We start from the raw sequence: 23,386 nt of genomic DNA on the forward strand, positions 1-23,386 counted from the left end.
AAGGTCTGGCATCAGTGGCTCCCCGCCCGCATGCTGTCGGCTGCCGTGCCCGTCCTCGCAGCGCTGCGGGCGCGCGGGCGGGCAGGAATTTCCTCGGAGCGAAGTTCGAGAAGAAGGTCTGGCATGGGCCGATATCGATCAAAAGTTGGAGGCAGCGCCTTGCACCATGACCGTGGACCGATTGCAAGCGATACCGGCTCCGCCGCCGGTTTGCCGGCGACAGATCCTTGCGCAGATCACGCGATAGTCGACGGCGCCGACACGGCAAGGCACGACGCGATCCGGACATGAGTGAAACCTGTCGAGAGTGGCATCACTTCGGCTCGACCGCGTCCCATGTGGTTCCGGTGCGTTCGATCCGCCTCAGAAATCGAGAGATGTCCCGTTTCGACGCAAGCCGATACTTCATCTTCCCGAACGCTTCGAACTCGATCTCCTGTCGCGGTCGTGAATGTTGCGGGAAGGTCCAGGCCCATCGCAGGAATTCCATGTCGAAACGTTCCGGACACCCGTCCGCCATATCAGGGCGGACGGTCCCGTAATTTCGGACGAGACGCCGGATGATTCGCGGAAAGGTGATCCAAAGCGGCAGATCGAGCCAGATGAGGCTGTGAGCCTTCTCGAGCCGCATCTGAAGGGTACCGGAATTGTTGCCGTCGAAGACCCCGCCATCTTCGGAAATCGCGGCTGCGACACGCTTCGCCAGTTCAGGCTTCGGCGTCGGTTTCCAACCGGGCTCGAAGAAGAGCTGGTCCATATGCACCGCCCGAAACGACCGCCGAGAGGCCAGTTGCCGGGCAAGACTCGACTTACCGCTGCCGGGCGCGCCGATAATGCAGACGTTCCGACCAAGATGTGTCGTGTTCTGAGGCAAGCCGGAGCCCTCACGGTGTGGTCGGGCCGCCTACAACTGCCCCTGCAACGTGTCGCATTCGCCGAAATTGCCGGACTGATAGCCGCGCTTGAACCATTCCTGGCGCTGGGCCGAGGTGCCGTGGGTGAAGCTGTCGGGGACCACCGTGCCCTGCCCTCTTCTCTGCAGCGTGTCGTCGCCGATCTGGAAGGCCGCGTTCAGCGCCTCGTCGATATCGCCCGGCTCGACATAGCCCGCCGCGCGGGTGTCGTGGGCCCAGATGCCGGCATAGCAGTCGGCCTGAAGCTCGACGCGCACCGACAGCGCGTTCGCCTGGTCCTGTGGAAGGCTTTGACGGGCCGAGTTCAGCTTGCCGAGGACGCCCGTGATGTTCTGGATGTGGTGGCCGACCTCGTGGGCGACGACATAGGCCTGCGCGAAATCGCCGGGCGCGCCGAGCTGGCTCTCGAGCTGGTCGAAGAAGGTCAGGTCGATGTAGAGCTTCCGGTCGCCCGGGCAGTAGAACGGACCGGTCGCCGAACCGGCGATGCCGCAAGCGGACTCGACGCGGTCGTTGAAGAGAACCAGCGTGGGTTCGGGATAGGTTTCGCCGGCTTCCTGAAACCGCGTCGACCAGACGGTCTCCGTGTCGGCGAGAACGGTCGCCACGAAATTGTCGGTCTCGCCCGGGGTCGAATCGACCCCGCCGCCCGCACGTCCCGTCTCGCTCGTCTGGTAGCTGCCCTGGCCGCCCATGTCGCCGCCGAAGAGGGTGAGCGGATTGATCCCGAACACGAACCAGGCGATCGCGCCGACGATCAGCATGGTGACGATGCCGCCACCACCGGCCTTGACCGGAATGCGCAGTCCGCCGCCACGCCGGCCGCCGGAAAAGCCGCCGCCAGAGCCGCGCCGGTCCTCGATATTGCTGGATTGCCTGCGTCCGCGCCACTGCATCGTCTTCGGCCCTAACCGTCTCTCACCCGCAAAATGGGTGAATCATCGCCTTCGGGTCATGAAGATACGCCAGTATGACAGAAAGGAAATGACGCCGGTGGCAAATGTCGATCCTCGCTGCGGGATCATCATTCGCGGTCTTATGTCGAAGACGAAGAGATGGTGGCTTCTGAAGGCCACCATCTCTTCAGGCGATCATCGATCAGCTTTTCAAAAGACGCTTGTTCTGCGGGAACATGTGAGCCCGCGCGTCCTCATCCATCTCCTGCTTGAAGGTGAACTGCTTGGCGAGCGCGTTGACCTTTTCGGCAGCGGGCCGCCCATTGATCGTGTCAAGGAGACGCTTCACGTTCGGAAACTGGTCCCAGGCATTGTCGCCGAAGATGAACGGAATGGCGCGTGCCCAGCCCCAGACCGACATGTCGACGATGGAATAGCTATCACCAATCATGAACGTCTTGCCGCGCAGCTTTTCCTCGATGAGGAGCCAGTGCCGCTCGGCCTCGACCGAATAGCGATTGACCGCATAATCCTTCGGCTCGGGCGCGAAATGCTTGAAATGCACTGCCTGTCCGCAATAGGGGCCGATGCCGGTGGCAATGAACATGAGCCAGGACAGGCCCTCCGCGTCTGTCGCCGATGTGCCCTCGAATCCGAACTTTCCACTCTTGCGCGCAAGGTAAAGCAGGATGGCGGTCGAATCGAACAGAACCGCGTCACCATCGGTGAGCGCCGGCGTCTTGGCGTTCGGATTGATGGCCAGATAGTCCTCGTGATGCTGCTCGCCCTTGCGCGTGTCCACCGGCATGGTCTGATAGTCGAGACCTGCCTCTTCGAGGAACAGCGCGACCTTCGCCGGATTGGGTGACGGGTGGTAATAGAACTTGATCATCTTGACGCTTTCTCGTGCTCGCACCCGATGAGAGGGTGCAGTCCGTCATGGCTATCACGAGGACGTCTCGGTCTTAAGTCACCGAAACCGGAAACGGACCGGCACCTTTCAGAACGGCCTGACCTTCAGGCCGCCGCCGCGCCCACTGCGAAATCCACCGCCGCCAAAACCGCGCCTGTCCTCGATATTATACCGTATCCGGCTGATTAGGCCGGGTACGGTATCGAAGCCCGCGCGGCGCCTGAGCGTTTTAAAAATCCGGTATCGCGAAGCGATCAAACGGATTTCGTATCATTGGATTGTCTGCGCCCGCGCCATTGCATTGTCCGCATTCTCCTATGGTTGGAAGAGAAGCTTGCGCCGCCGGCGATAAGTCAAGATGCGGGTTGAAGATGTTGGGCGATCCACTCATCGAGAGCCGATCGGCGCTCGCGCGGGAGGATCGCCTGAGATGATCAAACGTTCCGGGTGATTGTCGTCGGCATTTGCAGAACGACGCGTTCCGGAAGGTGCTCTTCCACGGTCAATGTCTCGCGGTTGAAGGAGAATGACTTCTTGAAACTGGACTGGATGGTGTCGCCCGCCGAGCGGATCAGTAGGCCTCCGGCGGAGTCCATCTCAAACTCCAGTTCTTCGGTCTCTTTCATCGGTCCGTTGAACCTGACGGATACCGAGGCCTCCCCGCCGTCGATCGCAATCGTGACCGTATCGGCCGAAATGCGAGAGAAGGTCAAGCGGCTGAGATCGAAGAAGTCACTCTTGTCCGTCAGCCCGTGCAGCACGATCGCCTCATCGGTCTCGATCAGGTCATGACCCTGACCGACCACCACGCTGGAGGCATATTTCATATTGCCCTTTCCTTCGAAGACGATCCGGTCATTGCCTGCGCCGCCGTTGATGAAGCTGCCTGATCCCTTGATGTAGATTTCGTCATCGCCGTCACCGCCCATAACGCCGAAAGCAGCCTCGGCGTCGATTCGGATCGTATCGGCACCGTCGCCACCCTCCACGGCGGCGACGCTGTTCGCCACGATGTCGATCTCGTCGTTGCCGGAGCCACCGTCGACCGCAAAGACATCGCCCTCCGTTTTGATGGATACGGAATCGTCACCGGCACCAGCCAGCACCCGAGTGACGGTCAGTCTGTCTCTCGGTGCGCCGGGGGAGCCCGACGGGTAGGCGTGATCGATGGAGATTCGATCGTCGCCCTCACCGCTATCGACAAGGTCCACAGAGCCATCGCTGTCGATGGAAATTGTATCATCGCCTCGTCCCGAATACACGCCATAGATCGAGTCGAGCGGCGGGCTCTTTTCACTTGGAGAGTTTCCGGCACGCGTCATGATATCGACCGTGTCATCGCCCGCTCCCGAAGAGACGCGGCCCACCGCTTCGGCCCGAAGCTCAATGGTGTCGTCGCCCCGCCCGGTCTTTGCAGACACCGTGCCGTCCTTCGACGATCCCTGGACCGTGCTGTCGCCATTGGCCTGGCTCACGATGGAGAGGATCGTATCGACGGCCTTGTAGACGCCATACAGAGTCGAGCCCGATTGCCCGAAGACTATGGTCGACAAGTCCGAGCCGGGACGCGCGTCGCTGAGAATCGCGTCCATCGAGGCCAATCCCTCAAATTGTCTGTTATCGACGAAAAGACTGAGCACGAGGCTTTTCGACTGGCTGAAACCTGAGAGAGGCGGCATGCGCGGCTCCTTTTGACGACCGAACCTGACCTCACAGGATGCGTCGCTCTGGACACTTTATGATAATAGACTTATTATTTTTGATAATAGACTTATTATTTCTGGTTATTATTGCGACAAGCCGAAGCTCGACGAGGCGCCAAGCCCGTGCGTAAACCATGTCTTTAAGTTGTAAAATTCACGTTAACGAGGCGCGTCGGCTCGGTTGGGCTGTGCGCGCGATGGTCGACGCCATTCCTCTCGCCGGAAATGTAGCAAGCGAAACACGGGGGATCAGCTCGAACGTACCGGGAGGGGAAGCGCGGAAATTCCGCTGACAGCGATCAGGCCGCAGCCTTGCCGTCCTCGCCTTTGGCCCCGCCGGCATCGGTCGTCAGGAACGCCTCGCCGCACATGCGGGCGAGATTGCGCACGCGCAGGATGTAGCTCTGGCGCTCGGTGACGGAGATCACGCCGCGCGCATCGAGAAGGTTGAACGCGTGGGACGCCTTGATGCACTGGTCGTAGGCCGGCAGCACGCATGTGTGCAGAGATGCACCCTCGCCGGACGCAGTCCCGTCGGCGAGGGCGTCCGGCGCGCCGGCTTTCAGGATCGCGGCGCACTGGGCCTCGGCCTCGTCGAAATGCCGGTGCAGGATATCGGTGTCGGCGATCTCGAAATTGTAGCGGGAATATTCCTGCTCGGCCTGCAGGAAGACGTCGCCATAGGAGATCTTCTCGTCGCCCTCGCGGCCGTTGAAGTTCAGGTCGTAGACGTTGTCGACGTTCTGGACGTACATGGCGAGCCTCTCGAGGCCGTAGGTGAGCTCCCCGGCGACCGGCGCGCACTCGATGCCGCAGACCTGCTGGAAATAAGTGAACTGCGAGACCTCCATCCCGTCGCACCAGCATTCCCAGCCGAGCCCCCAGGCCCCGAGCGTCGGGCTTTCCCAATCGTCCTCGACGAACCGGATATCGTGCACGGAGGTATCGATGCCGATCGCCTTCAGCGAGCCGAGATAGAGCTCCTGCAGGTTGGACGGGTTCGGCTTCAGGATCACCTGATACTGGTAATAATGCTGGAGGCGATTGGGATTTTCGCCATAGCGCCCGTCCTTGGGACGGCGCGAAGGCTGCACATAGGCGGCATTCCAGGGTTTCGGCCCGAGCGCGCGCAAGGTGGTCGCCGGATGGAAGGTCCCCGCCCCGACCTCCATGTCGTAGGGCTGGAGCACGACGCAGCCATAATCGGCCCAGTAGCGGTGAAGCGTCAGGATCAGCGCCTGGAAGGACCGGCGTGGGTCCATGTGCGGGGGCAATTCGGCCATGGGAACGAGCTCTCGTCAGCATTTTCGCGCAGATCTCGGCAGGGCGCGCGCGCCTTGCGAAGGACTGCCGCGAGTTGCCACGAGGCGGCAATGCTGGTCAAGCCGAAGACGGCGAACGGCTGCGTGAGGAACGGCCGCCCCCCCCCCACGCCCCGCGCCGCTTCCGGCGCTTTGCCGAGCCGCGTCAGTCCTTCTTGAGGCGGTAGACCCCGTCCTGGTCGCGCACGAGCGTGCCCTGCGCGCCGGTTCGGGTCTCGGCCTCGCTGCGCCGATTGCGTTCGGACACGCGTGCCGCATCGCGCTTCATCTGCTTGTAGCCATAGAGCGCGGCGGCCCCGACGAGACCGAGAAGGAGAAATTGCGGCATGAGGTCGATCAAACTACCGGTTCCAAAAAGTCGTGACATTATGCTCGCTCACCGGGGAACCGGCAAGCTGGGAGCCTTCAATATAGTCCCGTCCGACGCCGCGTTCGATCACCGCGGCCTGACGTTCGCGTCAGAGACCGAAGCGGCCCCACAGAAGCCGCTCCTCCGCCAGCGCATGCACCTCCCGCACGGCGCCCGCGCCGATGTCGCCGGCAACGTCGGAAAGCGGCGCGCCGAGAGCGACGCCGGGCTTGGCGCGTCCGAACAGGCCGGTCTTCGCGGTGCAGAGTTTCGGCACGGCCTTGTCGCCGTAGAGCTCGCGCAGAACGCCGTGAAGATCGCCCAGCCGATCGACCAGCCCCAAGCCCACCGCCTGTTTTCCGGACCAGAAGAGACCGGTGAAGAGATCGTCATCGTCGGCCAGCTTGTCGCGCCGCGCGCCCCTCACCAGGTCGATGAACGTCGCGTGCACGTCGAGCTGCAGCCTCTTCAGCCGTTCGACGTCTTCTTCCTTCTGGGGCTGGAAGGGGTCGAGCGTCACCTTGTTGCGGCCGGCGGTATAGACGCGCCGTTCGATGCCGAGCTTGTTGATCGCCTCGACGAACCCGAACGAGCCGGAAACCACCCCGATCGAGCCGACGATCGAGGAGGGATCGGCAATGATCTCGTCGCCGGCGCAGGCGATCATGTAGCCGCCGGACGCCGCGACGTCCTCGACGAAGACCAGCACGCGCTTCTTCTTCTCGCGGGCGAGATCGCGAATGCGCTGGTAGATCAGCCGTGACTGCACCGGCGAGCCGCCGGGCGAATTGACGATGATCGCCACGGCGGGCGCGGCCCTGTGCGAGAACGCCTTGTCGAGCATCGGCGCGACGCTGGCGATCGAGAGCGTCTGGCGGCCGATCCCGCCCGTCGCCATGATCGCCCCCGACAGGCGCACGACCGGAATCTCGATTTTGTCCTTGCGAAAGCGTTTCGGAATGAACGTCTTCAGGAGATTGGCCACGGCAAACACTTTCGTCACATCATTGAGTCGCCCGCATGTATGGTCGCGGTGCGCGTTCTCAAAGGGCATGGCCGGACGGCCGGCGTGCGGCGGCCGAACTGCCGCACCGATCGCTCCGCTTTTTTAAGGGCCATCCGAACCGGCGCCGAACTCGCCGCATGCGCTGCGGCGAACAGAGCGGGTCGGATGCGGCGCGGCGCACCCGTGCCGTGCGATCACGCCCTATCGAATGGGAAGCATGAAACCCATCAGGATTGTCGATCGATCCATCGGCAAAATGGAGGGATTTCGCGGATAATGCGGCGATGCGCCTTGACCTGCCCGAATATCCGGCATCAGATCAGTATGACAAAAATATGAATGCCGGGCTGTGAGCGGAAAGGTTACGTAAAAGCGGGGCGAACCGCGCAATCGTCGTTGAAGTGCCGAAGGCGGCGGATCTCGGATCGCGTGAGTTCCGAGGCCTCAAGAGCGCACCGATGACTTCGTGCGGGCTCCGACTTGCATGCAGCGCCCCGACGATTCGCTACACATCCTGATTTCGGCATATCCGTATAGTATGATTACATTTCATTTAACCTGCTGATACTCGGCATGCCCTTTATGAAGAGGCCTGGCTTTTGACGACGACGACACTGATTATCGGGATCGATGGAAGCCGGGCCAGCAAGCGCGCGCTCGCCCACGGCCAGAGGCTTTCGAAGCTGATCGGAGAGTGCACCCTGCTCCTGGTCTACGTCATCGAATGGTCACCCTACAGCTTCCAGAACGCGGCGGAGAACGAGATCCGCCACAATCGCCGCGAGGAGGAGATCGAGGTCGCCCGAACCCGCGTGCTCGACCCCATCATCAGAAGCCTGAGGGCCGAAGGCTTCGACGCCGACTGCAAGGTCCGGCACGGCGATGCCGCGGAAATCCTCAATGCCGTCGCGCTCGAGACCCGGGCCGAACAGATCATCGTGGCGCGCGGCTCGGAAGGCGGTTTCGCATCGCGCTTCTTCGGCACCGTGTCGGTCAAGCTGGCCTCCTCCGCCAGCGTTCCCGTCACCATCGTATCCTGAGGGCCCGGCTCATGAACAGACATTCCCTTCTCACCCTGGCTCTGCTGGCCTGGCTGGCCTCCGGCGTCGCGGCCATGGCGCAGGACGCCGCGCCAGCGGGGCTCGGCATCGACGCGGCGGTCAACAACGGGTTCGCGATGGCCACAGGCTGGTTCGTCAATTTCATCTTCGCCCCACTTCCGGGAACCAGCTTTCCGTGGATCGTCCTCTGGCTCGTCGCCGGCGCCACCGTCTTCACCTTCTATTTCGGTTTCATCCAGTTCCGCGCCTTCAGGCACGCGATCCAGCTGGTGAGGGGCGACTATTCCGATCCGAACGATTCGGGCGAAGTCACCCATTTCCAGGCGCTCGCGACCGCGCTCTCGGGCACTGTGGGCCTCGGCAATATCGCCGGCGTCGCGGTGGCGATCGGCATCGGCGGCCCCGGCGCGACCTTCTGGATGGTGCTCGCCGGGCTGATGGGCATGGCCTCCAAGTTCACCGAATGCACCCTCGGCGTGAAGTACCGGAACGAATATCCGAACGGATCGGTCTCGGGCGGCCCGATGTACTACATGACCAAGGGCTTTGCCGAGCGCGGCATGCCGGGCGGCAAGTTCATGGCGGTGCTGTTCGCCGTCTTCTGCATCCTCGCCTCGTTCGGCGCCGGCAACATGTTCCAGGCGAACCAGGCTCACGCCCAGCTCGCCACCATTTTCGGCGACTTTCCCGGCTGGATCACCGGAGTCGTCTTCGCGGCCATCGTCTTTGCCGTCATCGTGGGCGGCATCAGGTCGATCGCGAGGGTCACCGAGAAGATCGTTCCGTTCATGGGCGTTCTCTACGTCGCGGCCGCCCTGGTGATCATCCTCGTCAACATCGATCAGGTCGGAACGGCGTTCTCACGCATCTTCGAAGGCGCGTTCACCGGGCTCGGCGTCGCGGGCGGTTTCGTCGGCGCGCTGATCCAGGGCTTCAAGCGGGCCGCCTTCTCCAACGAGGCCGGCGTCGGCTCCGCGGCCATCGCCCATTCGGCGGTCCGCACCAACGAGCCGATCACGGAAGGCTTCGTGTCGCTGCTCGAGCCGTTCATCGACACGGTCGTCATCTGCACCATGACGGCGCTGGTGATCATCATCTCCGACCAGCTCATCGTCGATCAGGCCGGCCTGTTCATCCTCAACGATGACGGGCAGACCATCAGGACGGTTGGCGACACGTCGGGCGTCGCCCTCACCTCGGCCGCCTTCGCCACCGCCTTTTCCTGGTTCCCCCTCGTCCTCGGCGTCGCGGTGCTCCTGTTCGCCTTCTCGACCATGCTCTCCTGGTCCTATTACGGCCTCAAGGCGTGGACCTTCCTCGTCGGAGAGGGCAAGACGAAGGAGCTGATCTTCAAGGTGGTCTTCTGTCTCTTCGTCATCATCGGCGCGGCAGCGAGCCTCGGCCCCGTCATCGACTTCTCCGATGCGGCGATCTTCGCCATGGCGGTCGTCAACATCTCGGCACTCTACGTCCTGATGCCGATCGTCAAGAAGGAGCTCCATTCCTACTGGTCGCGGCTCCAGGCCGGCCAAATCAGGAAATATACCGGCAGTTCGAACCCGGAGGCCAAGGCACCCGCGGAGTGATGCGCTCGTGCCCTTCTACATGAGGAAGACGGCGGCGGCTGCGGCATCCGCCGTCTTTCGGTCACGGGAAACGCCGCATCGAGCACGTCCCGGCCGGATGGAACAGGTCGCCTGCGACGGGTTGCGGAACGCCCGGACGACCTCGCCCTCGATGCCGCTTTCCGGACGCCGACGCGGGGTCCCTGAAACCGGGGCACCGGCGGCGCGGATCGGCGCGGGGCGCATCAGGCGTTCAGTACTGTGCGCTTCACGAGGATCCGCCATGTATCGCAAAAGAGCTGACCGGACAGATCCTCGGCCTCGAAAGGATCGTCGTGCGAAGCGAGGCGGGACGCAGGCAAACGCGCCGCCGGCAGCGGCACGTCGCGATAGAGGCCATCCGCGCTCACGCCGCCCACCTCCCCGTTGCGCAAGAAGTCGATCGCCCGGCAGACCGCCCCATCCGACGTGGTCTCGATCCATCGCTCGGCGACGAGAGGCTGATCGTCGATCGTAAATTTCAGTCTACAATAGCTTCTACTCTTTCCACCCATGAGGCGAACCTTGTTTTCTTCTTCCCGCATGCTCTGTCCATCCAAACATCGTCTCGCCATTGGCGACCTCGTTGGAAAATGAACTGCGCGCGCCGCTCTCATCGAAGAGATACCGTTGCGGAAGAAAAGACAAGGGGCTTCGCGATCGCTTGCGTCCGGTGACGATCAGCCGGGTCGCCGGATCGCGCGCGCGGGCATGGATCGGCGTGAGGACAAGCCCGCCCAGCTGCGCCGTCAGAACCGGCAGGCAGATCGGCAGGACGGCCGGCGGCAGGATGGTCGCCAGCCGCCCGCCATCCTTGAGGAGGGCAAGGCTCGACCGGAACCAGTCGCCCAAAAGGTCGTCGCTCGCAAGGTTGAGCGCCGCCCTTCGCAGCGGATCGTCCGACGGGCGATGGTCGGGGCCGTAGAACGGGGGATTGGTGACGACCCAGTCGAACGATCCGTCGGCAAGCCCCGCCGCTTCGCGCACGGCGCGCGGCGCGCGTATATCGGCCTCCACGACGGCGATGCGGCCGGCTATCGCCTCATTGACGGCAAGCGCGAGACCGGCCCGCGCGCACTGCGCCATCTCCGGCTGGTTCTCGATCATCGCGATCGAAAGGGCAGGCGCCCGCACCCCTGCCGCAAAGCCCACCGCGCCCGCGCCCGCGCCCACATCGGCGAGCCGTCCGCGCGCCTCAGCGTCGATCGTCGCGGCCAGAAGAAGCGCATCGAGGCCGGAGCGGTAGCCGGTGCGCACCGGCTGGACGAGGTGGAAGCGCCCGCCGTAGAATCCGTCGATGCGGGTTTCGAACGTGTCCGGGATCACGGCCTGGTCTTTACGAAGCGGTGGTGAGTTCGTGTCCGAGTTCGGAATCGCGCATCAGGCGCCTCGCCTTCTCGATCTCGTCGGCCTCCACCATGATGCGACGCGGCAGCGCGCCGATCGACCCGTCCATGATGCTCATATGCTGGTCGGCAACGAAATGCCCTATCTTCGCGTCATTGAGTAGCGCATCCACAAAGGATATGAGGACAGCATCGTTGGAGCGCATCAGTTCCATCATGTCGCTTGGGTCTCGCTTGCCGTGTCCGTTGCATGTCAAAGGTCAGCTTGATCGGCAAGCGCGGCGAAATGCAAGTGCGGCGCCGAAGGTTCGTGGAACCGCCGGGCGGGCTGGTGTTATGCCGGCGTCGCCCTAGGATTGGAATAACAGGTTCGAAATCTCGCCGCCCCGGCAGTTCGTTTCCTTTATCGATTGGAGTAAAATGGTGGTTGCTGCGAACCGCGTCGAGCACACGGAAGACCGCGGATCGATCGACACGATCGTGTCCGTGACCAAGCGTGACATGGCGCGGGTCAACGAGCTGATCCTGTCCATGGCCGGATCGCGCGTCGAACTCATTCCCGAGATCGCCAACCATCTGATTTCGTCGGGCGGCAAGCGCCTGCGCCCGATGCTGACGATCGCAACCGCCCTCGCCCACGGCTATGACGAGGGCGACGCACAGGTCAAACTGGCGGCGAGCGTCGAGTTCATGCACACGGCGACGCTGCTGCACGACGATGTGGTGGACGAAAGCGACCTGAGGCGCGGCAAGCGCACGGCGCGCACGATCTGGGGCAATCAGGCGAGCGTTCTCGTCGGCGATTACCTTCTGGGTCAGGCCTTCAAGATGATGGTCGACGTCGGTTCCATGACCGCCCTGTCGATCCTGTCGGACGCCTCCGCCATCATCGCCGAGGGGGAAGTCTGGCAGCTTGCGGCCGCAAAGCGCATGACGACCAGCGAAGCCGATTATCTCGCGGTCGTCGATGCCAAGACCGCGGCCCTGTTTGCAGCCGCCGCCGAAGTCGGCCCGGTGATCGCGGGCGCCGGCGACGAGGCGCGTGCGGCGATGCGCCGTTACGGCCGAAGCCTCGGCGTCTCGTTCCAGCTCATCGACGACGTCCTCGACTATGGCGGCGTGGCCGCCGATCTGGGCAAGAACACCGGGGACGATTTCCGCGAGGGGAAAATCACGCTTCCCGTCATCCTCGCCTATCAGGCCGGCGACGAGGACGAGAAGGCCTTCTGGCGCTCGGCCATGGAGGACGGCAACAATGACGATGCGGCGCTTGCCCGCGCGCTCGAACTGATCGAGCGCCACGCGACCCTAAAGACGACGATCGAGCGCGCCCGCGCGTTCGGCGCCGAGGCCTACGAGGCGGCCGCCGGCCTGCCGCCGTCCGCCGCACGCGACGCGCTGCTCGATGTCGTGGAATTCTGCATCTCGCGCATCAAGTGAGCGGCCATGCGTCGCGGCCCCGCATGCGACGCGTGGCGCAAGCCCCTCATCCGTCCCAATAAGGTCATGGTCGGGGCGCAGAATCCCATCCGAGATACCAACTTGCAATTTCGCCCCGGTTGTCGTCCTGTTCCGCGATGGTGCGGCCGTTATGCGGCCGTCTGATGAACGATGCTCCGAAGGCCGGAAGAAAAGGGACGCACGTGTTCTTGAAACGTCTTGCATATCTGTCCGCGACTGCCGCCCTTGCCGTGACGCTCGGCACGCAGGCGGCCACGGCGCAGGCCGCGTCCGAAAGCGAAGTTCCCGGCATTCCGCCCCTGGTGGCCCAGTCGCTGCCCGGCGCCTATCTCGCGGCCAAGCAGGCCCAGCAGTCGGGCGAACTCGAAGAGGCGACGTTCTTCTTCGATCAGGCCCTGCGTCTCGATCCCCAGTCCGAGATCCTTCGCCAGGACGCCATGCTGGCTTATCTCGCGGGCAGCCGGTTCCAGGATGCGATCGATCTCGCCGTGGATCTTCGCAACAGTCCGACGAGCGGCAAGATCGCCCGCATCGCGCTTGGCATCGACGGGCTTCGCAAGGGCCTCTACGACAAGGCGATCGCCGAATTCGACATCGTCGATCCGTCCGACCTCGACGCGCTTCTCCTCGGCCAGCTCATCGCCTGGTCCGAAATCGGTGCAGGCCGCATCGACGAAGCGCTCCTGCGCATCGACGACCTTGACGAGGTTCCCTGGTTCGAGACCTTCAACCTCTACCAGAAGGGCCTGATGGCCGAAGTGGCAGGCCGGAAGGACGTGGCGCGCGGCGCCTATGCCAAGCTCGTCGACGATCCGACGCTCGCCCGTTCATCGCCCGACGCCTATCTTTCGGCGGCCGAAAGCCTCGCACGCATCGAATCACGCGACGGCCATCGCGACGCCGCCCTGAAGGCGCTCGATAAGGGTCTGGAACTTGCGCCGAGCTACGATCCGCTGCGCGGCCTCAAGGATCGCATCGAGCGCGACGAGACGATCGAGCCTTCGGTCGCCAATGTGCAGGAGGGCGCGGCCGAAGCCCTGCGCATTCTCGGCCAGACCATCAATCGCGGCGACGGCCAGGATGTCGCGCTGCTCTATTTCCAGCTTGCAAAGGCGCTTTCGCCGCGCAGCCCCGGCATCCTGACCGCGCTTGCGGGCATTGCCGAACGCACCGAACAATACGACCGGGCGATCGCCTATTATCGCGCCATTCCCGAAAGCTCCGCCTATCGCCGCACCGCCGATCTGCAGATCGGCCTCGACTACTGGTATGCGGATCGCAAGGACGAAGCCAAGGAACATCTCAAGCGCGCCACGGAAACCTATCCCGACGATATTCAGGCCTATACGGCGCTTGCCGACGTCCTGGCGGCGGACAAGGACTATGCCGAGGTGACGGTGGCCCTGAACAAGGCGATCGAACTTGCCGAGCCGATCACCGCCGAAAACTGGAACCTGTTCTACCAGCGCGGGATCTCCTACGAGCGCCAGGATCAGTGGCCGAAAGCCGAAGCGGACTTCAAGAAGGCGCTGGAACTCTCCCCCAACCAGCCGCAGGTGCTGAACTATCTCGGCTATTCGTGGGTCGACCAGAACACCAATCTGGAAGAGGGTCTCGACATGATCCGCCAGGCGGTCGAGTTGCGGCCGAATGACGGCTACATCATCGATTCCCTCGGCTGGGCCTTCTACAGGCTCGGACGCTACGCCGAAGCGGTCGACGAACTGGAACGGGCGATCCTGCTTTCGCCGACCGACCCGACGATCAACGATCATCTGGGCGATGCCTACTGGCATGTGGGACGCGAACGCGAAGCCCGCTTCCAGTGGGAGCGCGCGCTGAACGGCGATCCGAAACCCGAAGAAGACCAGATCGAGCGCATCGAGGCCAAGCTCGAAGGCGGTCTCGATGCGGTTAAGGACGAAGGCGGGTCCGCCGGGCCCGATCAGCCGAAGGAGGCGAGCGCGAACGCCTCGGACGCGAAGACCGCGAGCTCCGGGACGGATCGCCGGCCCGATCGATCGAAGCCGGAACCCGATGCGGGCGAACGGGCGAACTGAGCCTCGTCTTGCCGCAATCCCCGTTCGAGGGGCGCATCGCCGCGCCCGCCAAGGTCAATCTCGCGCTTCACGTCGTCGGTCGCCGGGATGACGGCTACCACAGCCTCGAAAGCCTCGTCGTCTTCGCCGCCGGTGTCGCCGACGCGCTTTCGATCGGCATCGCCGAGGCCGACGACCTCCTCGTCGAGGGCCGTTTCGCGCAGGGCGTGCCGACGGACGGACGCAACATCGTCCGCAAGGCGCTTCTCCTTGCCCGCGCCGAGGCGGCTTGCATCGGCATGACGATCCCGCCGCTTGCCATCCGTCTGACGAAGAACCTTCCCCATGCCGCCGGAATCGGCGGAGGGTCGGCGGACGCGGCCGCCCTATTGCGCTTTCTCTGCGCCGACCGTCCCGATCTTCGAAAGCGTCTCGCATCGGGAGCCTCGAGGCTCGGTGCCGACGTGCCCATGTGTCTTGCCGGCACGCCGACCCTTGCGCATGGCGTCGGTGACGTGCTGACTCCCGTTGCAATGAGCCATATGCCCGCCATGGTCCTGGTCAATCCGGGGCGGCCCGTCGAGACGCCGGCGATCTTCAAGGCCCTCCGCAACCGCGACAACGCCCCCCTGCCGCCCCTGCCCGCCGCCGGACTGTCCGATCCGGACGTGCTTTTCGATTGGCTCGACCGCGCGAGGAACGACCTGCAGGAGACCGCGATCTCGATCGAGCCGACGATCCGCGAGGCTTGCCGGACACTTAACGCGCACGGCGCCCGTTTGGCGCGCATGTCCGGGTCGGGCGCGACCGTGTTCGGCCTGTTCGACAGCGGGACAGCCGCCGGCCAGTGCGCCGATACGGTTCGGGCGGCTCGTCCCGACTGGTGGGTCGCCGTTTCCTGATCCCTCCTTCCGCCCGTCTTCCATGATAGAATGCGGCGCGTCCGGCTCGGAACATCGTCGCCCCGACGAGGGTTCACCAAGGGACGCTTACGTTCCAATGTCAAAGCCCAGGTGATCACGACCATGCCGGACGTCAACGAAGCCAGCGACCCCGACCGCCAGTTCATCCCGCTTTCCATCGCGGTCCTCACCGTCTCCGACACGCGCACGGCGCAGGACGACGCGTCGGGCGACCGCCTGGCGCACCGCATCGGGGAATCCGGCCACCGGCTGGCCGACCGCAGGATCGTGCGCGACGAGCGCACCGAGATCGCCGACGCCGTCCGGGGCTTCGCCGACGATGCGACCATCGACGTGGTCATTACGACGGGCGGCACCGGCTTTACCGGACGGGATGTGACGCCCGACGCGCTCGAGCCCCTGTTCGACAAACGGATGGATGGCTTTTCGAGCGTCTTCCATCGCATCTCCTTCGACAAGATCGGCGTTTCCACGATCCAGTCGCGCGCGACCGCCGGGCTCATCGGCAAGACGTTCGTCTTCGTCCTGCCCGGTTCGCCAGGCGCCTGCGCCGATGCGTGGGATCATATCCTCGCCGCCCAGCTCGACTACCGGCACAAGCCCTGCAATTTCGTGGAGATCATGCCACGCCTCGACGAACATCTGCGCCGCGGGGGCCGGTCCGTCTGACCGGGCGAACGCGCGCCGCCAGCGTGGCGCGGCGAGGCGGTCCGGTCAATCGGCCGCGCGCCGCGGGCGGATCTCGGCCCGCAACCGTTTGGCCGCCAGTCCCGCGGCGAGCTCGGCAAGCGGCGCCGCGCCGCGCTGCCTGACCAAGCCGATGGCTTGCGATGTCTTCAGCAGAAGCCCGTCCGTCAACGCCGTTCGTTTCTCGGCAAGGCGGGCCAGAAAGCCGATCCGGTCCCGGGCGGCCGAGCGGAAGCGCGCGGCCTGGGGGCCACCCCGGGGTCCGTTGCCCGCGCCGATATGCTCGATGACTTCGCTCGTCCACCCCTCGAGCAGACGGCTGCCGGTTTCCACCCACAGGACCCAGTCGGACCGGTCGTTCCCGAGCGCGGCCTCGAGCCCGGACGGCGCGAGGACGCGGCACCCGCAATGATCACAGACCGCATGGGCTTCGGCGGACATGCCCCGGTCGACCACGGTCACGTTCCTGACGACACCCTCGACCGAGCCGGAGACGAGTGCGGACAGGGTCAGGGCGAGATGGCGGTCGTCGGGACCGCTGTCGATATAGACGCTTAACATGGACCACACTGTAGCGGAGGGCCGGCACGTTCGCCATCCTCCGGTTAATGTTCTTGTATTGTTCTCGTTGATGCGTTAACACACTCTTCAAGATGTTCACGGATTGTTCGAGGACCTGCCATGCTTGATATCGCTTCCGCCGACCGCGCTGCCTTCGATGCCTCGCTGGGCGTCGATATCGCCAACCGGATCATCGACGAAGGTGGCCACCGCATCGGCGCCTCGCGTCGTCGCGGCCGGGGTGCCGGAATCAATCCGGCGGGCCGTTTCGAGCCGTTCGCACGCCACGAGTTCGACGATGGATGGGATTCGCTCGAAGACCTTCCCGCCTTCAAGACCGACGTGCAGGTGGAACGGCCGCGAACCATCATCACGAAGAACACGTCCCCGGACATCTCGTTCGACCGATCGATCAATCCCTATCGCGGTTGCGAGCATGGCTGCGTCTACTGCTTCGCCCGGCCGAGCCACGCCTATATGGGCCTGTCGGCCGGGGTGGACTTCGAGTCCAAGCTCTTCGCGAAGCCGAACGCCGCCCAGCTTCTGGAGCGCGAGCTGTCCCGTCCGGGCTACGAGGTCCGCTCCATCGCGATCGGCACGAACACCGATCCCTACCAGCCCATCGAGAAGCGCTACGGCATCATGCGCGAGATTCTCGAAGTGCTGGAAGCGGCGAACCATCCGGTCGGGATCGTCACGAAGTCGGCCCTCGTGCTGCGCGACATCGATATCCTGGCGCGCATGGCCGACAAGGGCCTTGCACGGGTCGCCCTGTCCGTCACCACGATGGACCGCAAGCTCGCCCGGACGATGGAGCCCCGCGCATCAACGCCGGACAAGCGGATCGACGCCATCAAGCAGTTGAACGACGCCGGCGTGCCGACCATGATCATGACGGCGCCGATCATTCCGGGCCTGACGGATTCGGAGATCGAACGGCTCCTCGAGGCGGCTGCGGCGGCGGGCGCGAAGGAAGCGGGCTATGTACTCCTGCGGCTGCCGCTCGAAGTTTCGCAGATCTTCAAGGACTGGCTCCTGCGCCATTATCCCGACCGTTATCGGCATGTCCTGTCCCTGCTTCGCTCGATGCGCGAGGGCAAGGACTACGATGCCGAATGGGGCAAGCGCATGCGGGGCACGGGGCCCTATGCGTACCAGATCAAGCGCCGCTTCGATCTTGCTGCAAAGCGGCTCGGTCTCAACCAGGAACGCCAGACGCTGCGCACGGATCTCTTCAGCGCCCCGCGCGGCAGCGGCGTGCAGCTCTCCCTGATCTGACGGGCAGAACAGCATCACGGCGGGTCGCACCCCGTGAAACAAGGTCGTGTGCCGCCATACTGCCCAACGCACGCGGCCTTGTGAAGGATCGGAGATCGCGTAAACCTTGCCGCATCATGGTTTGCTCATCGTCCGATTCTCCCCCCATTTCGCCATCGTCTCCGCCGACCGGCGAAGAGTGTCCGACGCCTTCCGGTGCGCGGCGTGCCACCGGCAGGCCGCTTCGCATCCGGCCCGATCATTCACGGGAAGCGGCATTGATCGACAGCGGTTCGCGGTGGATCGCGGGGGTCGACGAGGTCGGCCGCGGTCCCCTGGCCGGTCCCGTGGTCGCCGCAGCGGTCGTCTTCGAAAGCGCGCGCGACGTGCCGGAGGGCATCGACGATTCCAAGAGACTGTCCGCCGATGAGAGGACGCGCCTCTACGATGCGATCCTCGCGAACGCGCATGTCGCCATCGCCTCGACCCCGGCCGCCGTGATCGACCGGATCAACATTCGGCAGGCGACGCTGAAGGCGATGGAGGGTGCGCTTCTTCGCCTCCCCATCCGGCCGACAAACTGCCTGATCGACGGGCGCGACCTGCCGCCGGCCTTCTCAGGGATCGCGACAGGCATCATCAAGGGCGACAGGATCAGCGTCTCGATCGCGGCTGCGTCGATCGTCGCCAAGGTCACGCGGGACCGCATGATGGCGCAGGCGGACCGAACCCATCCCGGCTACGGCTTTTCGGCCCATGTCGGCTACGGCTCGCCGGCCCATCTCGCGGCGCTGGCACGGCTCGGCCCCTGCCCGCTCCATCGCATGAGCTTCAGCCCGATCCGGACGCGGCCCATTCGCTGATCGGGATCGGTGAACGCCGGCGAAAGCATTCCTTCATCCGCCCTCTCTCGCGACGCGAAGCCGGCGTTCCTCGACCCGGCGATCCGGCGCGCACGAGGCACGAGCCCCGGCGTCCGGGAACACGGTCGAATAGCAGCGGGCCCGTCGGTCGCCCGGCTGGACGTTTTCCCGAACATCAAGGCTGCTTTTCGGAAAGCCTGACGTGGAGATCGTCCCGCAACCCGCGCGAGCCGATCCGACCGCTCCTGCGCAAACACAAACGGGAGCGCCTGAGACGCTCCCGTTTTTGACTCTTCGACATGTCGGCGAGACGGCAGAACCGCCTTTCGGGCCCAACGGCCCTTTGAAGACGCCGTCGATCTAGTTCAGGCGCTCGCGAACCGCGGCGATCGAGGACGAGACCGACTGGCCGGTTCCATCGCGCTGCGCGATGACCCGTGCGGCCGCGGCGATCGCAATGTCGACGGCGGAGGCGCGGACATCCTTGCGTGCGTCGGCCTCGGCCTGAGCGATCTGGTCCTCGGCCATGGCGGTCCGACGCTCAACGAATTCCTGATTCTTCCGGGCCGTCTCGGCCAGCATCGTCTGCGCTTCGCGCCTGGCCGCCTCGACGATGTCGCGGGCCTCCTGCTCGGCTTCGCGGCGACGCCGTTGATATTCGGCCAGCTGCTGCTTGGCCTCTTCCTTCATCTCCCGGGCTTCTTCCAGCTCGATCCGGATCCGCTTCGAGCGCTCGTCGAGCGAATCGTTGATGCGCCGGAAACCCTTGAAATAGACGACGACCGCAAAGAACAGCAGAAGTCCGATGAGAGCCCAGAATGAATTGTCCATGGCGGGCCTCCTTAAGACCTGGTCGCGGCGACTGCCGAAGAAACTTCGTCGCGGGTGACGTCGAGCTTGATCACGTCGCGAAGGATCGTCTCGGCGACATCCGTCGCCAGTTCGTCCATGCCATTCATCGCGCCGCTCTTGGCGGCCGCGATACGCTCGCGGGCCTCGTCGAGGCGGGCATCGAGTTCGGCCTCGAGCTTCCGTCGCTGCACGTCGCCTTCTTCACGCGCGTCGTTGCGCGCATCCTGTCCGATGGAGTGGGCGCGCTCGCGCGCTTCGGCCAGCTCCTGCTCGTAGGCGGCGTGCGCCTCGTCGGCTTCCTGCTTCGCCCGCTCGGCCGCTTCGACATCGATGGCGATGCGGTCCCGGCGATTTTCGAGAATGCCGCCGATCCGGGGAACGAGAACGTTCTTGAGAATCCAGTAGAACAGGCCGAAGGTAATCGCGAGCCACAGGATCTGCGACGGAAAGAATTCCGGATTCATCGGCGGGAAGCCGGCATCGTGGCCCGCGCCGGCGCCGGTCTCGCCGTGCAGGACGGCATCTTCGCCGCTTCCATCCGGAGGTGTGTTGCCCCCGGCGTCGGGCGTCTGCGCGTTGGCGGCCGTTACGAACAGCAAGACTCTACCTCCATATTAACGATCCGGCCGCCCCGTCGTGAAGCGGCCGGACGAACGATCCATTCCGGCTCGTCGGTTGATTAGACGAACAGCAGAAGAAGCGCGATCAGCAGCGAGAAGATGCCCAGAGCTTCCGTCACCGCAAAGCCGAAGATGAGCCGGCCGAACTGGCCGTCTGCCGCGGACGGGTTGCGAAGCGCACCCGCGAGATATTGTGCGAACATGTTGCCGAGGCCGAGGGCCGTCATGCCCATACCGAAACATGCAAGACCTGCGCCGATGTAGCGTGCTGCGTCAGCTTCCATGGAAAAACTCCTTTAGGTGGATCGTGTTGGCATTGCCAGGGTTACCGCCGGTGGGGGCGGAAGGGTTAGTGATGGGTGTGCACCGCATCGTTGAGGTACATGCAGGTCAGGACGGCAAAGACGTAAGCCTGCAGGAAGGCGACGAGGAACTCGAGCGCCGTGATCGCAACCGTCATCAGCAACGGCAGGATGGCACCGACCACGCCCACCGCGCCGAGCGAGGAGAGCGTGACGACGAAGCCTGCGAAGACCTTCAGCGTGATATGTCCGGCCAGCATGTTGGCGAACAGACGAACGGACAGCGAGACCGGCCGCGAGAGGAACGAGATGATCTCGATCAGCACCACGAACGGCAGGACTGCGGCCGGGACACCCGATGGCACGAAAACCCTGAACCAGCCGAGGCCGTTCTTCATGATGCCGTAGACGACGACCAGCGAGATCACGAGCAGCGCCAGCGCGAAGGTGACGATGATGTGGCTGGTGACCGTAAAGAAGTACGGGAACATGCCGATCAGATTGGCGACCAGGATGAAGGTGAAGATAGAGAACACGAACGGGAAGAATCGCATCCCGGCGGTGCCGGTCGCATCCCGCAACATGTTGGCCGTGAACTCGTAGGTGAGCTCGGTCATCGACTGCAGACGACCCGGCACGAGACCGCGTCCACGCGTCGAATAGTACATGAAGCCCGCGGCGATCGCGACCGTCGCCACCATGAACAGCGCCGAGTTCGTGAACGAGAAATCCAGCCCGCCGATATCGATCGGAATCAGCGGATAGACATCAAACTGGTGAATGGGATCGGTAGGGTTCGTTGCCAAACTCTGAAGTCCTTGTCGAAACGTCGTGGTCCTTGCGAGCCGGCCATGGCAATAGCCGCTGAAACCCGTATTCGCAACACCCCATCTGTACCGATCGCATCCGATATCTAGGAATTCACGTCGTTTTCTCTGCCGCCATCCGATTCGGCGTGTGGTTTCACAGGGGCCACGGGCTTCGGCGCGACGGAACGCAGAATGTTTCGGATCCCTGCGGCAAAGCCGAACATCAGGAAGATGATGAGCCCGAAGGGCGACGTTCCGGCATACCGGTCGAAGAAATAGCCGATGGCGCCGCCGACGATGATTCCCGCCGCGAACTCGCTGGCCAGCTTCAACCCTTCCGCCATGCCCTGCATGCCGGATCCGGACGAGGCGATGCGCTTGGCCTCGCTTGCCCTTTCGGAGGACCGCGCGGCCAGCTTCCGCTCGAGCGCCGCACGGCGCGCGGCCCATTCCTCTGGTGTCCGCTCGGCAGAAGGGCCCGGCTGGTCGCCGGGCCCCTGTCTCATATCGTCTTCCGGTTCGTTCATGGCGTCCATACTAGTCTCCGGCGCGCCGAAGCGCCAGCGAACCGGCAGCGGGTCGTCATCTGCTCGAGGAGCCGCCGAACCCGGTCTTCACGAGGCTCGCCACCGTGGTGACGACCAGAATGCCGATGATGACTATCAGCGACGTCGACGTCGTGATGTGCGGCGCCCATTCGATCGGCTGGCCATTGTTGAGGAACGGCAGCGTATTGTCTTCCAGGGCGTGGAAGATCAGCTTGACGCCGATGAAGGCGAGGATCAGCGACAGGCCGAAGCCGAGATAGACCAGCCGGTCGAGAAGGCCGCCGAGCAGGAAGTAGAGCTGCAGCAGGCCGAGAAGCGCGAACGCATTCGTCGTGAACACGATGTAGGGCGCGTCGGTGAGACCGTAGATCGCGGGGATCGAATCGAGCGCGAACAACAGGTCCGTCATCCCGAGCGCGACGATCACGACCATCATCGGCGTCATCAGGCGCTTGCCGTTCTGCTTGATGAAGAGCGCGTTGCCGTGGAACTCCGACGTCGTCGGGAAAGTGCGCTCGAACCATTTGACGACGAAATTCGGCTCGTATTCCTCTTCCGTCGTCTTCTGGTGCGAGAAGCTGTCATAGGCGAGCTTGATCGCGGTCGCCAGGAGGAACAGGCCGAAGAGGTAGAAGATCCAGGAGAACTGGCTGATCGCCGCCGCGCCGATCGCGATGAAGATGCCGCGCATGATGAGCGCCAGCACGATACCGATCAGAAGGGCCTTCTGCTGGTCCTCCCGCGGCACGCGAAAGCTCTGCATGATGATGACGAAGACGAAGAGGTTGTCGACCGAAAGGCTCTTCTCGGTGACGAAGCCGGCGAAATATTCAAGCCCGTGCGTGGCGTCCCATAGATACCAGATACCGCCGCCGAAGAGGATGGCGATGCCGACATAGAAGGTCGACCAGATCGCCGCTTCCTTGAAGCTCGGCTCGTGCGCCTTGCGAACGTGCGTCATGAAATCGAAAATGAAGAGCGCCGCGATCCCGCCTATGGTCGACAGCCAGATCCAATAGGGTACGCCGTCCCCGCCATTCGCCATGCTTTCCACTCTCGATACTCCTCGCCGCGTCTTCGATATGACTGTTTGATGGATTCGCGATACGAGAGCCTTCGGAAGATCTGGCCGGGCCGCACGCCACGAGGGCCGTATCTATGATGTGTTCCCGCAACCGCAATGGACCGCGCGGCCACACCGGCCGCAAAATTTTCGCGTCCCTTGCAACGCGCCGCGCTTTCGGACCTTGCGCTCGGCTGCACGGGTTGGAGACGGGCCGCCGGCCCTCGCAGAGCTCCGCCTGGCGCATTCCGGAACATGCATTTCGCAACGTTCGGCTAACATGACGG

25 protein-coding genes are annotated in these 23,386 nt (G+C 63.9%); 8 read left to right on the plus strand and 17 right to left on the minus strand.

Annotation, left to right across the window (positions count from 1 at the left end):
- Window positions 1-313: 313 nt before the first annotated feature.
- The 7 genes from U0C82_RS01915 to U0C82_RS01945 all read right to left on the minus strand — a co-directional run bounded on the left by U0C82_RS01915 (window position 314) and on the right by U0C82_RS01945 (window position 7,082).
- Entirely contained in the window at window positions 314-757 is a 444-nt protein-coding gene (locus U0C82_RS01915) for a P-loop NTPase family protein (protein ID WP_322185347.1), read from the minus strand.
- Window positions 758-904: 147 nt separating this feature from the next.
- Window positions 905-1,810, minus strand: coding sequence for a KPN_02809 family neutral zinc metallopeptidase (gene ypfJ, locus U0C82_RS01920; RefSeq protein WP_322185348.1), 906 nt, complete (start codon window positions 1,808-1,810; stop codon window positions 905-907).
- A gap of 202 nt (window positions 1,811-2,012) precedes the next feature.
- Complete coding sequence (locus tag U0C82_RS01925; protein ID WP_322185350.1) at window positions 2,013-2,702, minus strand: glutathione S-transferase family protein; 690 nt, start codon at window positions 2,700-2,702, stop codon at window positions 2,013-2,015.
- A 455-nt stretch (window positions 2,703-3,157) separates the two neighbouring features.
- Window positions 3,158-4,402, minus strand: a complete 1,245-nt coding sequence (locus U0C82_RS01930) for a hypothetical protein (RefSeq protein WP_322185352.1) — start codon at window positions 4,400-4,402, stop codon at window positions 3,158-3,160.
- Window positions 4,403-4,725: 323 nt separating this feature from the next.
- Window positions 4,726-5,709: a glycine--tRNA ligase subunit alpha gene (locus tag U0C82_RS01935; protein WP_322185354.1), complete on the minus strand. Its 984-nt coding sequence runs from the start codon at window positions 5,707-5,709 to the stop codon at window positions 4,726-4,728.
- Window positions 5,710-5,893: 184 nt separating this feature from the next.
- Window positions 5,894-6,076: a hypothetical protein gene (locus U0C82_RS01940; RefSeq protein WP_322185356.1), complete on the minus strand. Its 183-nt coding sequence runs from the start codon at window positions 6,074-6,076 to the stop codon at window positions 5,894-5,896.
- 130 nt (window positions 6,077-6,206) lie between these two features.
- Window positions 6,207-7,082, minus strand: coding sequence for a S49 family peptidase (locus U0C82_RS01945; RefSeq protein ID WP_416186617.1), 876 nt, complete (start codon window positions 7,080-7,082; stop codon window positions 6,207-6,209).
- A gap of 620 nt (window positions 7,083-7,702) precedes the next feature.
- Here U0C82_RS01945 and U0C82_RS01950 point away from each other — a divergent pair.
- Both U0C82_RS01950 and U0C82_RS01955 read left to right on the plus strand, forming a co-directional pair.
- Entirely contained in the window at window positions 7,703-8,143 is a 441-nt protein-coding gene (locus U0C82_RS01950; RefSeq protein WP_322185358.1) for a universal stress protein, read from the plus strand.
- Window positions 8,144-8,154: 11 nt separating this feature from the next.
- Window positions 8,155-9,750, plus strand: coding sequence for an alanine/glycine:cation symporter family protein (locus tag U0C82_RS01955; protein ID WP_322185360.1), 1,596 nt, complete (start codon window positions 8,155-8,157; stop codon window positions 9,748-9,750).
- Between the two features lie 224 nt (window positions 9,751-9,974).
- Here U0C82_RS01955 and U0C82_RS01960 read toward each other — a convergent pair whose 3' ends face one another.
- The 3 genes from U0C82_RS01960 to U0C82_RS01970 are packed head-to-tail and all read right to left on the minus strand — an operon-like array spanning window position 9,975 to window position 11,332.
- Window positions 9,975-10,283, minus strand: coding sequence for a hypothetical protein (locus U0C82_RS01960; protein ID WP_322185362.1), 309 nt, complete (start codon window positions 10,281-10,283; stop codon window positions 9,975-9,977).
- A complete protein-coding gene (locus tag U0C82_RS01965; protein WP_322185364.1) occupies window positions 10,267-11,094 on the minus strand; it encodes a tRNA1(Val) (adenine(37)-N6)-methyltransferase in 828 nt (275 codons plus the stop codon). Before U0C82_RS01965 ends, U0C82_RS01960 begins: the two co-directional genes overlap by 17 nt.
- Before the next feature lie 10 nt (window positions 11,095-11,104).
- Window positions 11,105-11,332, minus strand: coding sequence for a putative signal transducing protein (locus U0C82_RS01970; protein ID WP_322185366.1), 228 nt, complete (start codon window positions 11,330-11,332; stop codon window positions 11,105-11,107).
- Between the two features lie 202 nt (window positions 11,333-11,534).
- On the opposite strand from U0C82_RS01970, the gene U0C82_RS01975 reads away from it, so the two are divergent.
- The 4 genes from U0C82_RS01975 to moaB all read left to right on the plus strand — a co-directional run bounded on the left by U0C82_RS01975 (window position 11,535) and on the right by moaB (window position 16,206).
- A complete protein-coding gene (locus tag U0C82_RS01975) occupies window positions 11,535-12,554 on the plus strand; it encodes a polyprenyl synthetase family protein (protein WP_322185368.1) in 1,020 nt (339 codons plus the stop codon).
- A 209-nt stretch (window positions 12,555-12,763) separates the two neighbouring features.
- A complete protein-coding gene (locus U0C82_RS01980) occupies window positions 12,764-14,635 on the plus strand; it encodes a tetratricopeptide repeat protein (protein WP_416186602.1) in 1,872 nt (623 codons plus the stop codon).
- Between the two features lie 8 nt (window positions 14,636-14,643).
- Window positions 14,644-15,516: a 4-(cytidine 5'-diphospho)-2-C-methyl-D-erythritol kinase gene (locus U0C82_RS01985; protein WP_322185372.1), complete on the plus strand. Its 873-nt coding sequence runs from the start codon at window positions 14,644-14,646 to the stop codon at window positions 15,514-15,516.
- 123 nt (window positions 15,517-15,639) lie between these two features.
- Window positions 15,640-16,206, plus strand: coding sequence for a molybdenum cofactor biosynthesis protein B (gene moaB, locus U0C82_RS01990; protein WP_322185374.1), 567 nt, complete (start codon window positions 15,640-15,642; stop codon window positions 16,204-16,206).
- Window positions 16,207-16,251: 45 nt separating this feature from the next.
- On the opposite strand, the gene U0C82_RS01995 is transcribed toward moaB, so the two are convergent.
- Window positions 16,252-16,785, minus strand: a complete 534-nt coding sequence (locus U0C82_RS01995; RefSeq protein ID WP_322185375.1) for a glycosyl transferase family 2 — start codon at window positions 16,783-16,785, stop codon at window positions 16,252-16,254.
- A 120-nt stretch (window positions 16,786-16,905) separates the two neighbouring features.
- Here U0C82_RS01995 and U0C82_RS02000 point away from each other — a divergent pair, with 120 nt between their 5' ends.
- Both U0C82_RS02000 and U0C82_RS02005 read left to right on the plus strand, forming a co-directional pair.
- Window positions 16,906-18,063: a PA0069 family radical SAM protein gene (locus U0C82_RS02000; RefSeq protein WP_322185377.1), complete on the plus strand. Its 1,158-nt coding sequence runs from the start codon at window positions 16,906-16,908 to the stop codon at window positions 18,061-18,063.
- 257 nt (window positions 18,064-18,320) lie between these two features.
- Window positions 18,321-18,905, plus strand: coding sequence for a ribonuclease HII (locus U0C82_RS02005; RefSeq protein ID WP_322185379.1), 585 nt, complete (start codon window positions 18,321-18,323; stop codon window positions 18,903-18,905).
- Between the two features lie 360 nt (window positions 18,906-19,265).
- Here the strand turns inward: U0C82_RS02005 and U0C82_RS02010 are convergent, their stop codons facing one another.
- The 6 genes from U0C82_RS02010 to U0C82_RS02035 form a co-directional block, all read right to left on the minus strand.
- The gene (locus U0C82_RS02010) at window positions 19,266-19,736 is read right to left on the minus strand and encodes a F0F1 ATP synthase subunit B family protein (protein WP_322185381.1); all 471 of its coding nucleotides are present in this window, start codon (window positions 19,734-19,736) and stop codon (window positions 19,266-19,268) included.
- An 11-nt stretch (window positions 19,737-19,747) separates the two neighbouring features.
- Window positions 19,748-20,356: a F0F1 ATP synthase subunit B gene (locus tag U0C82_RS02015; protein ID WP_416186603.1), complete on the minus strand. Its 609-nt coding sequence runs from the start codon at window positions 20,354-20,356 to the stop codon at window positions 19,748-19,750.
- A gap of 80 nt (window positions 20,357-20,436) precedes the next feature.
- Window positions 20,437-20,661: a F0F1 ATP synthase subunit C gene (locus tag U0C82_RS02020; RefSeq protein WP_322185383.1), complete on the minus strand. Its 225-nt coding sequence runs from the start codon at window positions 20,659-20,661 to the stop codon at window positions 20,437-20,439.
- A 65-nt stretch (window positions 20,662-20,726) separates the two neighbouring features.
- A complete protein-coding gene (locus U0C82_RS02025) occupies window positions 20,727-21,485 on the minus strand; it encodes a F0F1 ATP synthase subunit A (RefSeq protein WP_322185384.1) in 759 nt (252 codons plus the stop codon).
- A 107-nt stretch (window positions 21,486-21,592) separates the two neighbouring features.
- Window positions 21,593-22,024: an AtpZ/AtpI family protein gene (locus tag U0C82_RS02030; RefSeq protein WP_322185385.1), complete on the minus strand. Its 432-nt coding sequence runs from the start codon at window positions 22,022-22,024 to the stop codon at window positions 21,593-21,595.
- A 46-nt stretch (window positions 22,025-22,070) separates the two neighbouring features.
- A complete protein-coding gene (locus U0C82_RS02035; RefSeq protein WP_322185961.1) occupies window positions 22,071-23,081 on the minus strand; it encodes a TerC/Alx family metal homeostasis membrane protein in 1,011 nt (336 codons plus the stop codon).
- Between the last annotated feature and the right edge of the window lie 305 nt (window positions 23,082-23,386).

It is taken from the genome of Fulvimarina uroteuthidis (assembly GCF_034321785.1).
GTDB lineage: Bacteria > Pseudomonadota > Alphaproteobacteria > Rhizobiales > Rhizobiaceae > Fulvimarina > Fulvimarina uroteuthidis.